Here is a 14,173-nt window from a genome sequence, read left to right as displayed (position 1 = left end):
AATCGAAACTTCACATCTTTCGAACGCCCCTGTTCACGAGGTTCGCCATGACGCTGTCCGCACTCGCCGTGTTCGCCATCGCCCTGCTCGTCATCGCCTGCACGCCCGGCCCGAGCGTCGCCGCGCTCGTCGCGCGCGTGCTGACGAACGGCATGCGCGACGTGCTGCCGTTCCTCGCCGCGATGTGGATCGGCGAAGCGCTGTGGCTCACGCTGGCGGTGGCCGGGCTGTCCGCGTTCGCGCGCACGTTCGAGACGGGCCTGCTCGTGCTGAAATTGCTCGGCGTCGTGTACCTGCTGTTCCTCGCGTGGAAGATGTGGACCGCGCCGACCGACACGCGGGCCGACGAGCTGCCGCACGGCCAGTCGCCGTGGCGCATGTTCGTCGCGGGCACGCTGGTCACGCTCGGCAACCCGAAGATCATGCTGTTTTATCTGGCGCTGCTGCCGACGATCGTCGATCTGACGCATGTCGGCGTGCTCGCGTGGGCCGAGCTGGTCGGCACGATGCTCGGGATCCTGATCCTCACCGACTGCTTCTGGTCGCTGCTCGCGGTGCGTGCGCGGGCATTTCTGACTTCGGCGCGGGCGAAACGGATCGCGAACCGCGCGAGCGCGACCGCGATGGCCGGTGCGGCGGTGGCGATCGCGACGCGGTGAGTGGGTTGAGGCACCGTTTCTCGCGCACAAGCCGCGCATAAAAAATGGCACCGGGAGGTGCCATTTTTGTTTCTGCGCCCCGATACGAGCAGGCAACCCTCACGGTCCAGGATAGAAACCGGTTGCTGCGCCGCACGGGTGACCACACCGGCAACATTCAGTCCGTCCACGTCGGACTCAACCGAATCGGGAGCCTCGCCGCTGCGACCATCCGTCGACTTCACCCCCGTTCGACAGCCGTCCGGTGATTCGTCAGGAAGTGTGACAAACAAATCTGACCAGTTCACGCTTGACATGCCCTTGCACTAGCACCCCGTCGGTCTGCGCCAGACACCCGCCCCCTGCGCATGCTCATTGCACGCCACCAACGCCCGCACCAGCGCCCAATCATCGTCATCGCAGAAGTCGAGCAGCATCGCGCCGCACGGCCCGGGCTGCTCGCGCAACCGTTCCGCGAGCCGCGCGTGAATCCCCTCCACCCTGCCGTCGCCGTGCGCGACCACCGACGGATTCGCACCCATCCCCGTGCCGCTGCAGAAATTGATCGCCCAGCGGCCGCTCTGCGGCGTCGGCATGCCGCTCAGCAGCGCATCGATCACCCGCCACTTGTACGCAATCGACCCGGCCACCGGCACCCGGTATTCATCCTGGATCACGAACGCCGCATCGGGATGATCGATCGCAAACGTCGCGTTGTCGGGCCAGGCGGTCAGATCGATACCGAGCGGCCGGCTGCTGCGAAACCGCCGCAACAACACCATCGTGCCGCGCACGTCGCCGAGCGCCGGCAGCGCACTGCCCGCATGCCAGCGCAACCGCGGATGCCGCGCACGATGCGCGTCGAACGTCGCATCGAAGCTGCGCGTGCACGCGTGCGCGGGCCACTCGTCCTTCACCGACATCACGATGCATTCGTGCGGATGCGCATCGAGAAAGCGCGTACAGTCTGCAAGCACGTCGTCGAACGTCATCCCGAGCGCGATCCCGCCGTGATGGATGTCGAACGTATCGCGCCGGTGCCGGCAGCGGATGTCGAGCAGCCGCACGCCGTGCTCGAGCTGCGCGGCAAGCGGTGCACGCTGGGTGCGCACGAGCGTATCGTCGACGGTATACGCACAGGTGTCATGGCTGCCCGGTAGGGTCAGCGTATGCAGCGGCCGCGTGTCGTCGAGCGCCGACATCCAGTCGGCCAGCGGCGTGTGTGCTTCGTGTCGCGAAGGAATCATGAGTCGATGACGGACAAGGAAAGAAAAACATGGGTGACCGCGTCGGATGTCGCGGTGCGGGCCGGCGTGTCGCGCTCCGCAGTGTCGCGCGCCTTCTCGCCGACGGCGAGCATCGCCCCTGAAACGCGCGAACGCGTGATGGTGGCCGCGCGTGCGCTCGGCTACCAGGTCAACCTGATCGCACGCGACATGATCACGCAGCGCAGCAGCATGATCGGCGTCGTGACGGCCGGCTTCGAAAATCCGTTCCGCGCGCGACTGCTGTCGGACCTGATGGCCGCGCTCGGGCAGCGCGCGCTCACGCCGCTCGTGACCAATGCGGAAGATCCGCGCCAGGTCCGGCAATCGCTCGAACGGCTGCTGAGCTACCGGATCGCGGGGCTCGTGATGACGTCCGCGTCGCCGCCGCTGTCGGTCGCGCGGCAGTATCTGGAACACCGGATTCCCGTCGTGATGATCAACCGCGCGGCGAACCTGCCGGGCGCGGATGTCGTCGTCAGCGACAACGCGGCAGCCGCGGCCCACGCCGCGCAACGGCTCGTGCGGGCCGGCGCGCGCCGGCTCGCGTTCGTCGGGCCGCGCACGGCGAGCTACAGCGCACGCTCGCGTGCGGAAGCGTTCGCGCAAGCGCTGAAGCAAGGCGACGCGTTCGACGCGACGCTCGTGCGCGTGCTCGACACGCAATCCGACACCCATGCGTGCGGGCTCGATGCCGCACGGCAACTGTTCGCATCCGGCGACCGTCCGGACGGCGTGTTCTGCTCGTCCGACCTGCTCGCGCTCGGCGTGATCGACGCCGCGCGCAACGCCTTCGGCTTGCGCGTGCCCGACGACCTGCGCGTGATCGGCTTCGACGACATTCCCGCCGCCGAATACGACGCATACCGGCTCACGACGCTGCGCCAGGACACGCACGGCCTCGCACACGCGGCCATCGACATGCTCGCCGAGCGGATCCAGACGTTCGACGGGCCGTCGCGCACGCGCGTGGTGCCGGTTACGCACGTGGTGCGGCATAGCTGCGCGTGACGCGCCGCGTCACTTCAATCCGCCCGCGAACCCGCGCAACAGGTAGCGCTGCACGTAGCCGGCCACCGCGAGCGTCGGCAGCGACGCCAGCAGCCCCGCGCTCATCAGGTCGCCCCAGTCGATGCCGTTTTCCGTCACGTAGCCGGCGATCGCGAGCGGCAGCGTGAAGCGGCTCGGCGTCGACACGAACAGCAGCGCGATCAGGAACTCGTTCCATGCGGCGATGAACACGAAGATCGCGGTGGCGATCAGCCCCGGCGCGCACAGCGGCAGCACGATCTGCACGAGCCGCCGCGCGAGCCCCGCGCCGTCGATGCACGCGGCCTCCTCGTATTCGACCGGCACGTCGCGCACGAACGCGAGCAGCATCCAGATCGCCATCGGCAGCGCGTAGATCTGGTAAGCGAGCATCAGGCCGAACGTCGAATCGAGCAGATGCAGCCGCTTCGCGAGCGCGAACAGCGGCACCGCGATCGTGATCGGCGGCATCAGCTTCAATGCCAGCACGAGCATCAGGAACAACAGGTCGAGCCGCGCCGGAAAGCGCAGCCGCACGAGCGCATACGCGGCCGGGAACGCGAGCGCCAACGCGAGCAGCGTCGTGCCGAACCCGACCAGCAACGAATTGGCGAGCGGCGCGCCGATGCCGTTCGACCACACCGACGCGAAATGCTCGAGCGTCGGCGCGGCCGGCCAGATCCGCAGCGGATGATCGAGGCGTTCGAGCGTCGGCATGAAGGCCGCGCCGGCCATCCACAGGCACGGCAGCAGCAACAGCGCGAGCGCGACGACGCGCAGCGCCCACGGCACCGCGCGGCCGAATGCGGCGCCTGTGCGCGCGTGCGCGATGCCTGCGGATCGCGCCGTCATGCGCGCCGCTTGCGAACCGTCTGCCATACGTATCCCGAGACCAGCAGCGCGGACGCCGCGAGCATCAACACCGACGCGGCGCTCGCCGGCCCGACGTTGAAGAAGCGGAAGCCCGTGTCGTAGATATAGGTCGACAGCGTCTGCGTCGCATTGCCGGGGCCGCCGCCCGTCAGCGCATAGACCTTGTCGAACAGCTTGAACGTGTCGATCGAGCGCAGCAGCATCGCGAGGCCGATCTGCGGCGCCGCGAGCGGCAGCGTGATGTCGCGCAGGCACTGCCACTCGCTCGCGCCGTCGGTGCGCGCGGCCTCGTACAGCTCCTGCGGGATCGACTGCAACCCGGCGAGCACGATCAGGAACGCCATCGGCGTCCACTGCCACACGTCGACGAGCGCGAGCGACCACAGCGCGAGATGCGGATCGGACAGCCAGCGCACGCCTTCGATGCCGAAGGTCGCCAGCAGCGCGTTCAGGAAGCCGTCGAAGTTCAGCCAGTTGCGCCAGATCGCCGAGCACACGAGCGTGGACAGCATCATCGGCAGGATCGCGAGCGGCAGCGCGATGCGCCGCCCCGGGAACGCGCGCACGAACAGCAGCGCGAGGCCGAAGCCGAGCGCGACCTCGACCAGCGACGCGACGATCGTGAAGCGCAGCGTGTTGCCGAAGCCGGCCGTGAACGCGTCATCGCCGAGCACCGCCCGATAGTTCGCGAGCCCGGCAAACGCACGATGGCCGGCCGCGTAATCGACCTGGCAGAACGAATCGATCAGCACCTGCGCGACCGGGTACAGCGCGAGCGCGGCCAGCACCAGCAGCGCGGGGCCGAGCAACGCGACGAACGGCAGGCTGCGGCCGAGCGATTTCATGCGCGGACTCCGGACGATGCGTGACGACGGGCCGTCACTTGCCGGCCGCGGCCATCGCCTGCGTGATCTTCTGCTGCGCCTGGCGCAGCGCGGCGTCGGGCGCGGCCTGCCCGGTCAGCGCGAGCTGCAGCTGGTCGCCGAGAATGCTCTCGATCTGCTGCCAGTCCTTCACGCGCGGCCGCGCACGGCCGGCCTCGAGCGCCTTCAGCTGATCGGGATACCAGCGGTACTGGCGGACCAGCGCCGGATCGGTGAACACGCTGCGGCGCGTCGGCGGGATGCCGATGCCGGCCAGGCGCGTTTGCGTATCGCGCGCGGTCAGGTACGCGAGGAAATCCTGCGCGAGCTTCGCGTGCGGCGCGTCCTTCGGGATGCCCATCTGCCAGATGCCGAGCATCGGCGCCGGGCCGGCAGTCTGCCCGGGCGGCGGCTGCAGCGCGATCTGCCCGGCCACGCGCGACTGCTTCGGATCGTCGAGCGCCGGAACCCACGCCGGCCACACCTCGATCGACTGCGCGGCCGTGCCGCGCTGCAGCGCATCGCGCACTTCGGCCGCGCCGTACACGTCGACGTCCTTCGGCGCGAATGCCTTCAGCGCCAGGAAAGTCTTCAGCGCGGCCTGCGACTCGCGCGAGTCGATCGTCACATTGCCCGCATGGTCGAACACGTCGCCGCCGTAGGCCCACAGGATCGGCAGGAAGCCCGTCACGATCGGGTTGCCCTTGGTGCCGCGGAACACCACGCCCGACACGCCCTTGTCCGCCCCGCCGACGGTCTGCGCGATCTTCAGCACATCGTCCCAGTTGCGCGGCGGCTGCAGCTTGTATTTCGCGAGCAGGTCCTTGCGGTACGCGAACATCTCGACGTTGCCGACGATCGGCAGCGCGTACAGCGCGCCCGCCGGGTTGCGGCCGAGCGCGACCGTGGACGGCACGAGATCGGCGTCCGCCAGCGACGCCGGCAGCGGCTTCAGCCAGCCGTTGCCGATGAATTCGGGCGCCCACGTGTCGTCCATCATCACGAGGTCGTAGGTGCCGGTGCTTTCGCGCAGCGACAGCTTCAGCTTCTGGTACAGGTTCGCGTTCGGCAGCTTGAGCAGCTCGATGTCGGTGCCGGGATGCAGCTTGTTGAAACCGGCAACGGCGTCGGCCAGCCCCTTGCCGTAGATGTCGTCGCGGCCAGCGATGACGAGATCCGCCGCGAAGGCGTGCGAGGCGGCGAAGGACAGCGCAACGGCGGCGGACAGCGCGCGCAGGCGGCTCAGCAGGGTCATGAGGTCTCTCTCGATCGACGTAGGTAGCGGGACAGCCAGGCGTTGCACACGTGTGCAACGCCGGCGACACTTCGGGTCGCCTGAAGCGTCGCCATTGTTCACGTAGACCGTGAAGGTATTGTGGCAAGCGGCAAGCCCGATGCCCCGAGGCTCGTGCCCGTGCGCCGACACCGCGCGCGCCGGCAGGACCGTCGAACGCGCGGGAGCCGGCTCGGCCGGATTCCCGCGCACCTCGCGCCTCAGCGAAATTCGCTGCGGGCCGCTCGAAGGTCTGCCGGCGCGTGCGGGTTCAGCGCGGGATGCCGCTTTCCCGTTCCCCTGACGCCGCACCGGGCACAACGATCCGGTTCCTGATGACAATGGCCGAACGACCGTCCCCGATCCTTCGCGCCATTGCTTGCCATATTCAGTTTCTGCCCATCCAGCCCGTTCAGTTAAGCATACGGGCGATTTTTTTCAAGCAAGGCTTTCCATCAATTGACCGGCCCCGGCCCTTGTACGCGCGGGGCCGGCGGCAACCCGTAACCGGCGTGCCGCCGCCCCGCCGTTCCCGGTCAGAAGTTCACGCGAATGCCGGCCATCACCGCGAGCTGACGGCTCGAATTGCTGTTCGCGAGCACCGGAATCTGCGCGTAGTTCACCGCATTGCCGTCCGCATCGGTGCCGAGCCCCGTGCCGCTCGCGATCTGGCCGATCGCGACCGCATACAGCGCGGTGCGCTTCGACAGGCTGTAGTTCGTGCCGATGTTCACCTGGTGGAAACGCGTGGTGCCGCGCCCGTCGGTATGCGCGGCGTTGAAGATGTACGCGACGCCGCCCTGCAGCGCCGGCGTGAACATGTACGTGACGTTCAGCTCGCCGATGTCGAACGTGAACGCCTGCGTGCGCGGCTGCGCGTCGGTCGAGAAGTAGCGGCTGTCGCCGAGCCGCGTGTGCGTGTAGGTCAGCGCGAGCGTCGCCGCGCCGAGCGTCACCGAGCCGCCCGCGCCGAACGCGCGCATCGAGCCGGCGTCCTGCAGCAGGCAGTACATCGCGCCGGGGTTGCTGCACGCGAAGTCGCCGATATAGCCGCTCGCGCCGCCGAGCGCCGCGTCGAGCGGCTGGTGCAGGTCGAGATAGCCGACCGAGAACGCGACCGGCGCGCGGTTGTAGGTCGCCGCGACCGAATAGCCGCGCTTCGCGGAAAAGTCGCCGGCCTGCCCGCCGAAGCTGAACGTGCCGCCGACCGTCAGGCCGTTGAAGTCGGCGCTGGTGAACTTCACGGCGTTGTTGAAGTTGAACGCGGCATTCAGGTTGTCGACGTCGCCGAGATGCGAGCCGTACGGCGTCGCCCAGTTGTTGCTCGATGCATACGCGCCGAGCATGTCGGTGTACGAGTCGTATTGCCGGCCGAGGCCGAGCGTGCCGATCGTGTCCTTGCGCAGCCCGACCCACGCCTGCCGGCTGAACGCGGTGCCGCCCTGCAGCGCCTGCCCGTTCGCGGACAGGAACTGCTGCTCGAGCGAGAACACCGCGCTGAGCCCGCCGCCGAGCAGCTCGTCGCCCTGGAAGCCGAAACGCGACGGCACGAGGTTGCCGCCGCCCATCTGCCATGCATGCCCGCCGCTCGTACTGCCGTCGGCGCGCGTGAACTGCTGGTTCGTCGAATAGATGATGCCGGTGTCCACCGTGCCGTACAGCGTGACGCTGCCGGAGGTTTGCGCGTGTGCGTGCATGCAACCCAGCGTAGCCGCCGCCGCGGCCAGTCGTCGTCCGATCTTCATGTCCCGCCCTCTGATTTCATCGATTCGCACTGCAAACCGATGGTGTTGTCGATATGGGTGACAGGACTCTATCCAGCGAAAATTCGGGACCCCTATCCCAAATCAGCAAATGGTGAAGCAGACGGAGAGCGACGGCGCTCGACGACGCCGTCGCGAGGTTCGGACGTCATTCCGGCCGCAAGGTTTGCGACGGCAACTCGCCGAACAGGTCGCGATACTCGCGCGCGAAATAGCCGAGATGCGTGAAGCCCCAGCTCGCGGCGGCCTCGCCGACGCCGAGCTGCTGCGCGGACGTCGTGCGCAGCTGGCGCCGCACCGCGTTCAGCCGGATGGTACGCAGGTAGCCGACGGGCGTGACGTCGGCGACGCGCTGGAAGCTCGTCTGCAGCGTGCGGCGGCTGCAGCGCAGCGCGCGGCACAGCTCGAGCACGGTAACGGGTTCCTCGGGCCGATCGCGCAGATGCTTCTCGCAACGGCTGACGATATCGCTGTAGGTGGCATGCGTGATGTCGCGCCGCTCGACGCCGATGCCCTGGTCGAGCGCATCGAGGAACATGCCGAGCATCGCGTCGCGGAACATCTTGCGGGTGGCCGCGTATTCGAGGCAGGCGGGGTTGCGCTGCGCGTCGTCGATCAAGGCCGACAGCCGCGCGCCGAGCGCGACGCCCTGCGCGTCGGACAGCCGCGTGACATGGCGCAGCTTGCGCGCGCCGGCCGTGCCGAACTCCGCTTCGCACAACTCATCGACCATGTCGGATGCGGCGCTGATCCCGACGAGCCCCATCCCTTCCGGCGTGTGAAATTCGAAATCCTCGCCGGCGCGCAGCGCGAGCAGCGCATAGCCGTCGATCGGCTGGCCCTGGAACGTGCCGGCAAGCGGCACCGACAGCGGCACCGCGAGCGACGTGCGTCCGCCCGGCGCGAGGCCGGTTTGCGCGACACGGCGGTTGGTCGTCTCGCGGAAGAAATGGAAGTCGTCGTACAGCACCTGGGTGACGGTGCCCTTGAACCGGCCCGGCGTCATCTGGCGGTAGACCTGATGCCAGCCCGCGATCGCGAGCCCGTGGTCGTGCACGTCTTCGTGTGAGCGTGACTGGAACAGCATCGGCATCTCCGGTAAAACCCTGACTCTTCATCGCGCCCGCCGGGTTCGCACGGCACGCAACGTCACAGCTTACCCCCGCAAAATTCCGCGTAGTGCGGTTTCGAATGCGAGACAGGCCGCCGACAGCGCGGCGGCCTGTTCGCCCGTCAGCCGGACGTAACGGCGAAACGACGGCATCCGGTTCACGACTTCGCTGCCGCCGAACGGCACGATGGCAAGCGTCCAGCGCCCGTCGCGCGCGGCGATCGTGCAGTCGGTCAGGTGCAGCGGGCGCAGCGCGTCGGCGAGCGACGGCTCCGCGACGAGCGCGGCCACCGTCCTCATAAATTCGGGGTCACAACCCGGCGCGGGTTCGGCCGCGACGCCGGTGCGTCGCAGCCAGCCGGTCTGCAGCACGCGGGCGCTGCCCTCGGCGGCCGGCCCGCGCACGGCAACCGCGACCGCCACGCTGACCGTATGCATCAGGAACTGCCGGTCGACCCGTTCGTCGACGCGCACGCGCACGCCGTTCGGCAGCCGCGCCATCGTGCCGCCGGCCGTGGCGTGCGGATCGCGCGCGGCGCCCAGGTCGGCGAGCACGCGGGCGGCGATCGCACCGGGCCGGTGGCCGGGCGGCGGCGTATCGGGCGCCGCGCGCCAGCGGGCGAGCGCGGCCCTCACGATGCGACGTGCTCGTTGCGCAGCACTTCTTCCACCGGCACCGGCTTGAACGGATGCCGGCGCTGCACGACGACCGTCCAGAACAGCGCGTACAGCGCGGTGAGCCCGAGCATCGCGCCGAACGGCACGTAGATGTCGCGTGCGTTCATGCCGGGCGGCGTGATGTACCAGATCGCGAGCACGATGCCGGCGCTCGACACGATCTGCGGCAGCGGGAACAGCGGCGAGCGGTACGGGCGCGGCAGGTCCGGGCGGCGGATGCGCAGCATCACGACCGACGCGGTGACGAGCAGGTATGCGGTGCCCCACGCGCAGGTCGCGGCGAGCACGAGGTGCAGGATGCTGTCGAGGTTGCCGTTGATCAGCCATGCATGGAAGATCGGCACGATCGCCGCCGCGACGATGCCGACCACCGGCGTCTTGAAGCGCGGGTGCAGATACCCGAAGCAGCGCGGCAGCGCGCCGTCGATCGCCATCCCGTACAGGATGCGCGGCAGCCCGGCCATCAGCGTGTTGATGGTCGCGGCGCCCGCGCACAGGAATGCGACGCCGAACCATACGCGCCCGAACGGCCCCAGCACCTGCAGCGCGAACGCGGGGATCGCGCCCGGCGTATCGAGCAGGTGCGTGAGACCGTCCGGGCTGACCGGCACGTTCGCGACCTGGCGCCGGATCGCCGCGCCGTACAGGAACATGCAGATCGCGACGCCGACGAGGCCGAGCGCCATCGCGCGCGGAATCGTCTTGCCCGGCGCCTTCATTTCCGGCGCGAGCGGCGTGACGAACTCGCAGCCGACGAACATGAACATCGCCATCCCGACCAGCGACAGCACGGCCGGCACCGACGTGCCGACTTCCGAGCCGCCGAACCAGCCGTCGAGATGCACGGCCGGCGCGGCCGCGAGCCCGAGAATCCCGAAGATCATCAGCGACAGCCACATGCCGGCCGTCAGCACGATCTCGAGCTTGCTGAATACCTTGATGCCGATGATGTTAGTGATCGCGAACGTGACGACGAGCGCGACGCCGACGAGCCACGAGCTGTTGTGTTTCTCGAATGCGGCGTTCAGCGACTCGAAGTTCACGAGCGCCATGATGCCGCTCAGGATCGTTTCCGCCGTGCCGGCGAACACGTGCACGAGGAAATACGCGGAAATCGTGCCGGTGATCGCCCAGAAGCGGCCGAGCCCGCACGACAGGTAATCGTAAACCGAGCCGGCCGTCGGCAGCATCGCGGCGGCTTCGGAGAAGGTGGTCGCCTGCGCCTGCATCATCACGAACGCGATGATCATCGCGACCGCGAACGCCCAGCCGCCCATCCCGAAACCCGACGTCGCGGTGAGGATCACCGGGCTCGCCATGATGAGGCCGACGGCGCTCGCCAGCGCGGTCGGAAAGCCGACCGCGCCCGCCGTCAGCACCGTGCCGCCGCCCGCCTCCACCGGCGTGCCGGCGGGCGTATCGCCCGCGGCGCCGGTCATTCCAGACCATCCGGACATCGTTGTCTCCTTCCTTGATCGACCGGCGGCGGCGCTTTGGCGCCCGCTCCGGTTCGTTGCTTCGCGGTCGGCCCGGGCCGGCGCTTCAGCGCTTCGGCACCCGGGCCCCTGTCCATTCAAACTCGCTTCGATGTCGAAAAAATACGCAGGCAAAATAATCCGGTCATAGCCCAAATCGGCAAACCGGCGGCGGCAGCCTCGCCGCCCGCCGCCGGTTCGTCGTCACGTGCGCATGCCGTCAGGCGCTCACGCGAACGGCACGGCCTCGAAGCCCGCCGCGAGGGCGTCGACGATCCGGTCGAGCTGCTCGCGCTGAATCACGAGCGGCGGCGACAGGATGATCTTCGTGCCGACCGGACGCACCAGCACGCCGTGCTCGCGCGCCACTTCCGCAACGGCGTTCGCGTAGCCGGACAGCGGGTCGATCGGCTCGCGCGTCGTCTTGTTCGCGACGAGATCGAGCGCGAGCATCAGCCCCTTGCCGCGCACCTCGCCGACCGCCGCGAAACGTTCCGGGAACGACTGCAGCGCTTCGAGCAGATACGCGCCCTGCTTCGCCGCATTCGCGGGCAGGTCTTCCTTCACGACGATGTCGAGGCTTGCGAGCGCGGCCGCGCAGGCGACCGGGTGGCCCGCGTACGTGTAGCCGTGCATGATCGCACCGCCGAAGTCCGCGTTCGCGGCGAACGCATCCTCGATGCGCGCATTCACGGCCGTCGCGCCGAGCGGCACGTAGCCGGACGAGATGCCCTTCGCGAGACACATGATGTCCGGGCGCACGCCCCAGCCGCGGCTGCCGAACAGGCTGCCGCTGCGACCGAAACCGGTCACGACTTCGTCGGCGATCAGCAGCACGCCGTAGCGGTCGCACACCTCGCGCACGAGCGGCCAGTAGTTGGCCGGCGGCACGATCACGCCGCCCGCGCCCTGCACCGGCTCGGCGATGAACGCGGCGACCGTGTCGGGGCTCTGGAACTGGATCTCGCGCTCGAGCATTTCCGCGCAGATGCGGCCGAGTTCCTCCGGATCCTGCGTGAACGGGTTGCGATACAGCCACGGCGTCTCGACGTGGAAGCAGCCGGGCAGGTTCGGCTCGTAGTTGCGGCGGAACACCGTGTTGCCGTTCACCGACGCGCCGCCGAAGTGCGTGCCGTGATAGCCCTGCTTCAGCGAAATGAACTTCGTGCGATCGGCCTGGCCGCGCACCTTCCAGTACTGGCGCGCGATCTTCAGCGCGGTCTCGATCGAGTCGGAGCCGCCCGAGCTGTACAGCACGCGGCGCATGCCTTCAGGCTCCATCATGTCGATCAGCTTCTTCGACAGCTCTTCCGCGCGCGGATGCGAGATGCCGTCGAACAGCTGGAAGTATTCGAGCTCGTCGAGCTGGCGCACGATCGCGTCCTTCACTTCCTGGCGGTTGTGCCCGACGTTCACGTTCCACAGGCCCGCGACGCCGTCGACGAGCTTGCGGCCCTCTTCGTCGAACACGTAGCAACCGTCGCCGCGCACGATGCGGATCGGCTTGCGCTGTTTCATTTCGTTCGGGTGCAGCATCGGGTGCCAGAACTTCGCTTCGTTGTAGCTCATTGCAGTCTCCACTTTCGGATCGTTTGAACCTCGATCGCTCCGGATCGCGGTCTTCAGGGTATTCAGGTGCGGGAACGGGCGCCGCGCGTCAGTGCGCGATGCAGACGGATTTGGTTTCGGTGAAGCCTTCGATCGCGTACTGGCCGAACTCGCGGCCGATGCCCGATTGCTTGTAGCCGCCGAACGGCATCGACGGATCGAGCGGGATATGGCAATTCACCCAGACGGTGCCGGCCTCGATCTGCGGAACGAGGTTCATCACGCGCTTCAGGTCGTTGCTCCAGATGCTCGCCGCGAGGCCGTACGGCGACGCGTTCGCGAGGCGCACCGCGTCGGCCGCATCGTCGAACGGCACGACGACGATCACCGGGCCGAACACTTCGTCGTGCACGATCGCGCTGTCCGGATGCGGATCGGCGATCACCGCCGGCTTCACGTAGTAGCCGGGCAAGTCGTCGGCCGGCGTGCCGCCCGCGAGGAACGTGAGGCCCGCGCGACGCGCGCCTTCGATGTGCGCGACGACCTTGTCGCGATGGTGCGCGGAGACGAGCGGGTTGATCTGCGCGGTGGTGTCGAGGCCCGCGCCGAGCTTCATCGACTGCGCGACGCCCGCGAGGCCGTCCGCGAGCTGCGCGAACTTGCTGCGGTGCACGTAGATGCGCGACGCAGCCGCGCACACCTGCCCCTGGTTGAAGAACGCGCCGGCCGCGACGCCGTCGAGCGCCTGCGCGACGTCGACGTCGTCGAGCATCACGATCGGATTCTTGCCGCCGAGTTCGAGCGAGAAGCGCGTCATGTTCTGCACGGCCGCGGCGCCGACCAGCTTGCCGGTCGCGGTCGAGCCGGTGAACGAGATCTTCGCGATCGACGGGTGGCCCGACAGCGCGGCGCCGCACGTGCGGCCGCCGGTGACGACGTTGAACACGCCGGACGGCACGCCGGCTTCGCGGGCCAGTTCGGCGAGACGCAGCGCGGTAAGCGGCGTTTCCGGCGACGGCTTCAGCACGATCGTGCAGCCGGCCGCGAGCGCGGGGATCAGCTTCCACACCGCGATCATCAGCGGGAAATTCCACGGCACGATCGCGGCGACCACGCCGACCGGCTCCTTGCGCGTATAGGCCGTATAGCGCGCACCGGGCGGGAACGGAATCGACACGTCGAGCGTCTGGCCGGTGATCTTGGTCGCCCAGCCGGCCATGTAGCGCACGTATTCGACGCTCGCGCCGACTTCGATCGCGCGCGACACGTGGATCGACTTCCCCTGGTTCAGCGTTTCGAGCTGCGCGAGCGTTTCGGTGTCGGCTTCGATCAGGTCGGCGAGCTTCAGCAGGATGCGCTCGCGGTCGGCCGGGCGCAGCCCGCGCCAGACGCGCGAGTCGAATGCGTGCTTCGCGCTGGCGACCGCGCGATCGACGTCGTGCGCGTCGGCATCGGCGACCGTCGCGAGCCGTTCGCCCGTCGCCGGGTCGTACACGTCGAGCCGGGCCGGCGAGTGCGCGGGCTGCATGTCACCGTCGATGAAAAGGCCGAAGTCGCGCGCGACGAAGGTGCGCACGGCGTCGCTGACGGCGACGAAGTTCGTGTTGCTCATGGGCGTCTCGATAGTTGTCGTGGCTGGCCGCATGCGCTCGGGCAT

12 protein-coding genes are annotated in these 14,173 nt (G+C 68.6%); 2 read left to right on the top strand and 10 right to left on the bottom strand.

Features of this window, described 5'->3' with window-relative positions; translation table 11 throughout:
• Positions 1-47 precede the first annotated feature (47 nt).
• On the top strand, positions 48-659 hold the full coding sequence (locus tag BX604_RS15775; protein WP_098551611.1) for a LysE family translocator: 612 nt from the start codon (positions 48-50) through the stop codon (positions 657-659).
• A gap of 305 nt (positions 660-964) precedes the next feature.
• On the opposite strand, the gene BX604_RS15770 is transcribed toward BX604_RS15775, so the two are convergent.
• On the bottom strand, positions 965-1,885 hold the full coding sequence (locus BX604_RS15770) for a phosphatidylinositol-specific phospholipase C (RefSeq protein WP_179894815.1): 921 nt from the start codon (positions 1,883-1,885) through the stop codon (positions 965-967).
• 6 nt (positions 1,886-1,891) lie between these two features.
• On the opposite strand from BX604_RS15770, the gene BX604_RS15765 reads away from it, so the two are divergent.
• Positions 1,892-2,914 carry a LacI family DNA-binding transcriptional regulator gene (locus tag BX604_RS15765; RefSeq protein WP_098551610.1) on the top strand — a complete coding sequence of 341 codons (1,023 nt, stop codon included), beginning with the start codon at positions 1,892-1,894 and terminating at the stop codon, positions 2,912-2,914.
• 9 nt (positions 2,915-2,923) lie between these two features.
• Here the strand turns inward: BX604_RS15765 and BX604_RS15760 are convergent, their stop codons facing one another.
• The 9 genes from BX604_RS15760 to BX604_RS15720 form a co-directional block, all read right to left on the bottom strand.
• Positions 2,924-3,784: a carbohydrate ABC transporter permease gene (locus BX604_RS15760; RefSeq protein WP_098551609.1), complete on the bottom strand. Its 861-nt coding sequence runs from the start codon at positions 3,782-3,784 to the stop codon at positions 2,924-2,926.
• Positions 3,781-4,650 carry a carbohydrate ABC transporter permease gene (locus tag BX604_RS15755; protein WP_098551608.1) on the bottom strand — a complete coding sequence of 290 codons (870 nt, stop codon included), beginning with the start codon at positions 4,648-4,650 and terminating at the stop codon, positions 3,781-3,783. Before BX604_RS15755 ends, BX604_RS15760 begins: the two co-directional genes overlap by 4 nt.
• Before the next feature lie 34 nt (positions 4,651-4,684).
• A complete protein-coding gene (locus tag BX604_RS15750) occupies positions 4,685-5,923 on the bottom strand; it encodes an ABC transporter substrate-binding protein (protein WP_098551607.1) in 1,239 nt (412 codons plus the stop codon).
• Positions 5,924-6,477: 554 nt separating this feature from the next.
• Positions 6,478-7,686, bottom strand: a complete 1,209-nt coding sequence (locus BX604_RS15745; RefSeq protein ID WP_098551606.1) for a porin — start codon at positions 7,684-7,686, stop codon at positions 6,478-6,480.
• 166 nt (positions 7,687-7,852) lie between these two features.
• Positions 7,853-8,791: a helix-turn-helix domain-containing protein gene (locus tag BX604_RS15740; protein WP_098552901.1), complete on the bottom strand. Its 939-nt coding sequence runs from the start codon at positions 8,789-8,791 to the stop codon at positions 7,853-7,855.
• A gap of 69 nt (positions 8,792-8,860) precedes the next feature.
• Positions 8,861-9,451 carry a DUF3156 family protein gene (locus BX604_RS15735; protein ID WP_098551605.1) on the bottom strand — a complete coding sequence of 197 codons (591 nt, stop codon included), beginning with the start codon at positions 9,449-9,451 and terminating at the stop codon, positions 8,861-8,863.
• On the bottom strand, positions 9,448-10,950 hold the full coding sequence (locus BX604_RS15730; protein WP_098551604.1) for an APC family permease: 1,503 nt from the start codon (positions 10,948-10,950) through the stop codon (positions 9,448-9,450). Before BX604_RS15730 ends, BX604_RS15735 begins: the two co-directional genes overlap by 4 nt.
• Before the next feature lie 246 nt (positions 10,951-11,196).
• The gene (locus BX604_RS15725; RefSeq protein WP_098551603.1) at positions 11,197-12,537 is read right to left on the bottom strand and encodes an aspartate aminotransferase family protein; all 1,341 of its coding nucleotides are present in this window, start codon (positions 12,535-12,537) and stop codon (positions 11,197-11,199) included.
• Between the two features lie 88 nt (positions 12,538-12,625).
• Positions 12,626-14,128: an aldehyde dehydrogenase family protein gene (locus BX604_RS15720; protein WP_098551602.1), complete on the bottom strand. Its 1,503-nt coding sequence runs from the start codon at positions 14,126-14,128 to the stop codon at positions 12,626-12,628.
• Between the last annotated feature and the right edge of the window lie 45 nt (positions 14,129-14,173).

The sequence above is a fragment of the Burkholderia sp. JKS000303 genome (genome assembly GCF_002563755.1).
GTDB classification, from domain to species: domain Bacteria; phylum Pseudomonadota; class Gammaproteobacteria; order Burkholderiales; family Burkholderiaceae; genus Burkholderia; species Burkholderia anthina_B.
This window is presented reverse-complemented; position numbering and strand designations above follow the sequence as displayed.

What these genes read in the sequence shown, in the direction of transcription:
- BX604_RS15725 (WP_098551603.1), bottom strand. Translation starts at nt 12,537, where the DNA reads ATGAGCTACAACGAAGCGAAGTTCTGGCACCCGATGCTGCACCCGAAC.
- BX604_RS15720 (WP_098551602.1), bottom strand. Translation starts at nt 14,128, where the DNA reads ATGAGCAACACGAACTTCGTCGCCGTCAGCGACGCCGTGCGCACCTTC.
- BX604_RS15740 (WP_098552901.1), bottom strand. Translation starts at nt 8,791, where the DNA reads ATGCTGTTCCAGTCACGCTCACACGAAGACGTGCACGACCACGGGCTC.
- BX604_RS15760 (WP_098551609.1), bottom strand. Translation starts at nt 3,784, where the DNA reads ATGACGGCGCGATCCGCAGGCATCGCGCACGCGCGCACAGGCGCCGCA.
- BX604_RS15765 (WP_098551610.1), top strand. Translation starts at nt 1,892, where the DNA reads ATGACGGACAAGGAAAGAAAAACATGGGTGACCGCGTCGGATGTCGCG.
- BX604_RS15730 (WP_098551604.1), bottom strand. Translation starts at nt 10,950, where the DNA reads ATGTCCGGATGGTCTGGAATGACCGGCGCCGCGGGCGATACGCCCGCC.
- BX604_RS15755 (WP_098551608.1), bottom strand. Translation starts at nt 4,650, where the DNA reads ATGAAATCGCTCGGCCGCAGCCTGCCGTTCGTCGCGTTGCTCGGCCCC.
- BX604_RS15770 (WP_179894815.1), bottom strand. Translation starts at nt 1,885, where the DNA reads ATGATTCCTTCGCGACACGAAGCACACACGCCGCTGGCCGACTGGATG.
- BX604_RS15750 (WP_098551607.1), bottom strand. Translation starts at nt 5,923, where the DNA reads ATGACCCTGCTGAGCCGCCTGCGCGCGCTGTCCGCCGCCGTTGCGCTG.
- BX604_RS15745 (WP_098551606.1), bottom strand. Translation starts at nt 7,686, where the DNA reads ATGAAGATCGGACGACGACTGGCCGCGGCGGCGGCTACGCTGGGTTGC.
- BX604_RS15775 (WP_098551611.1), top strand. Translation starts at nt 48, where the DNA reads ATGACGCTGTCCGCACTCGCCGTGTTCGCCATCGCCCTGCTCGTCATC.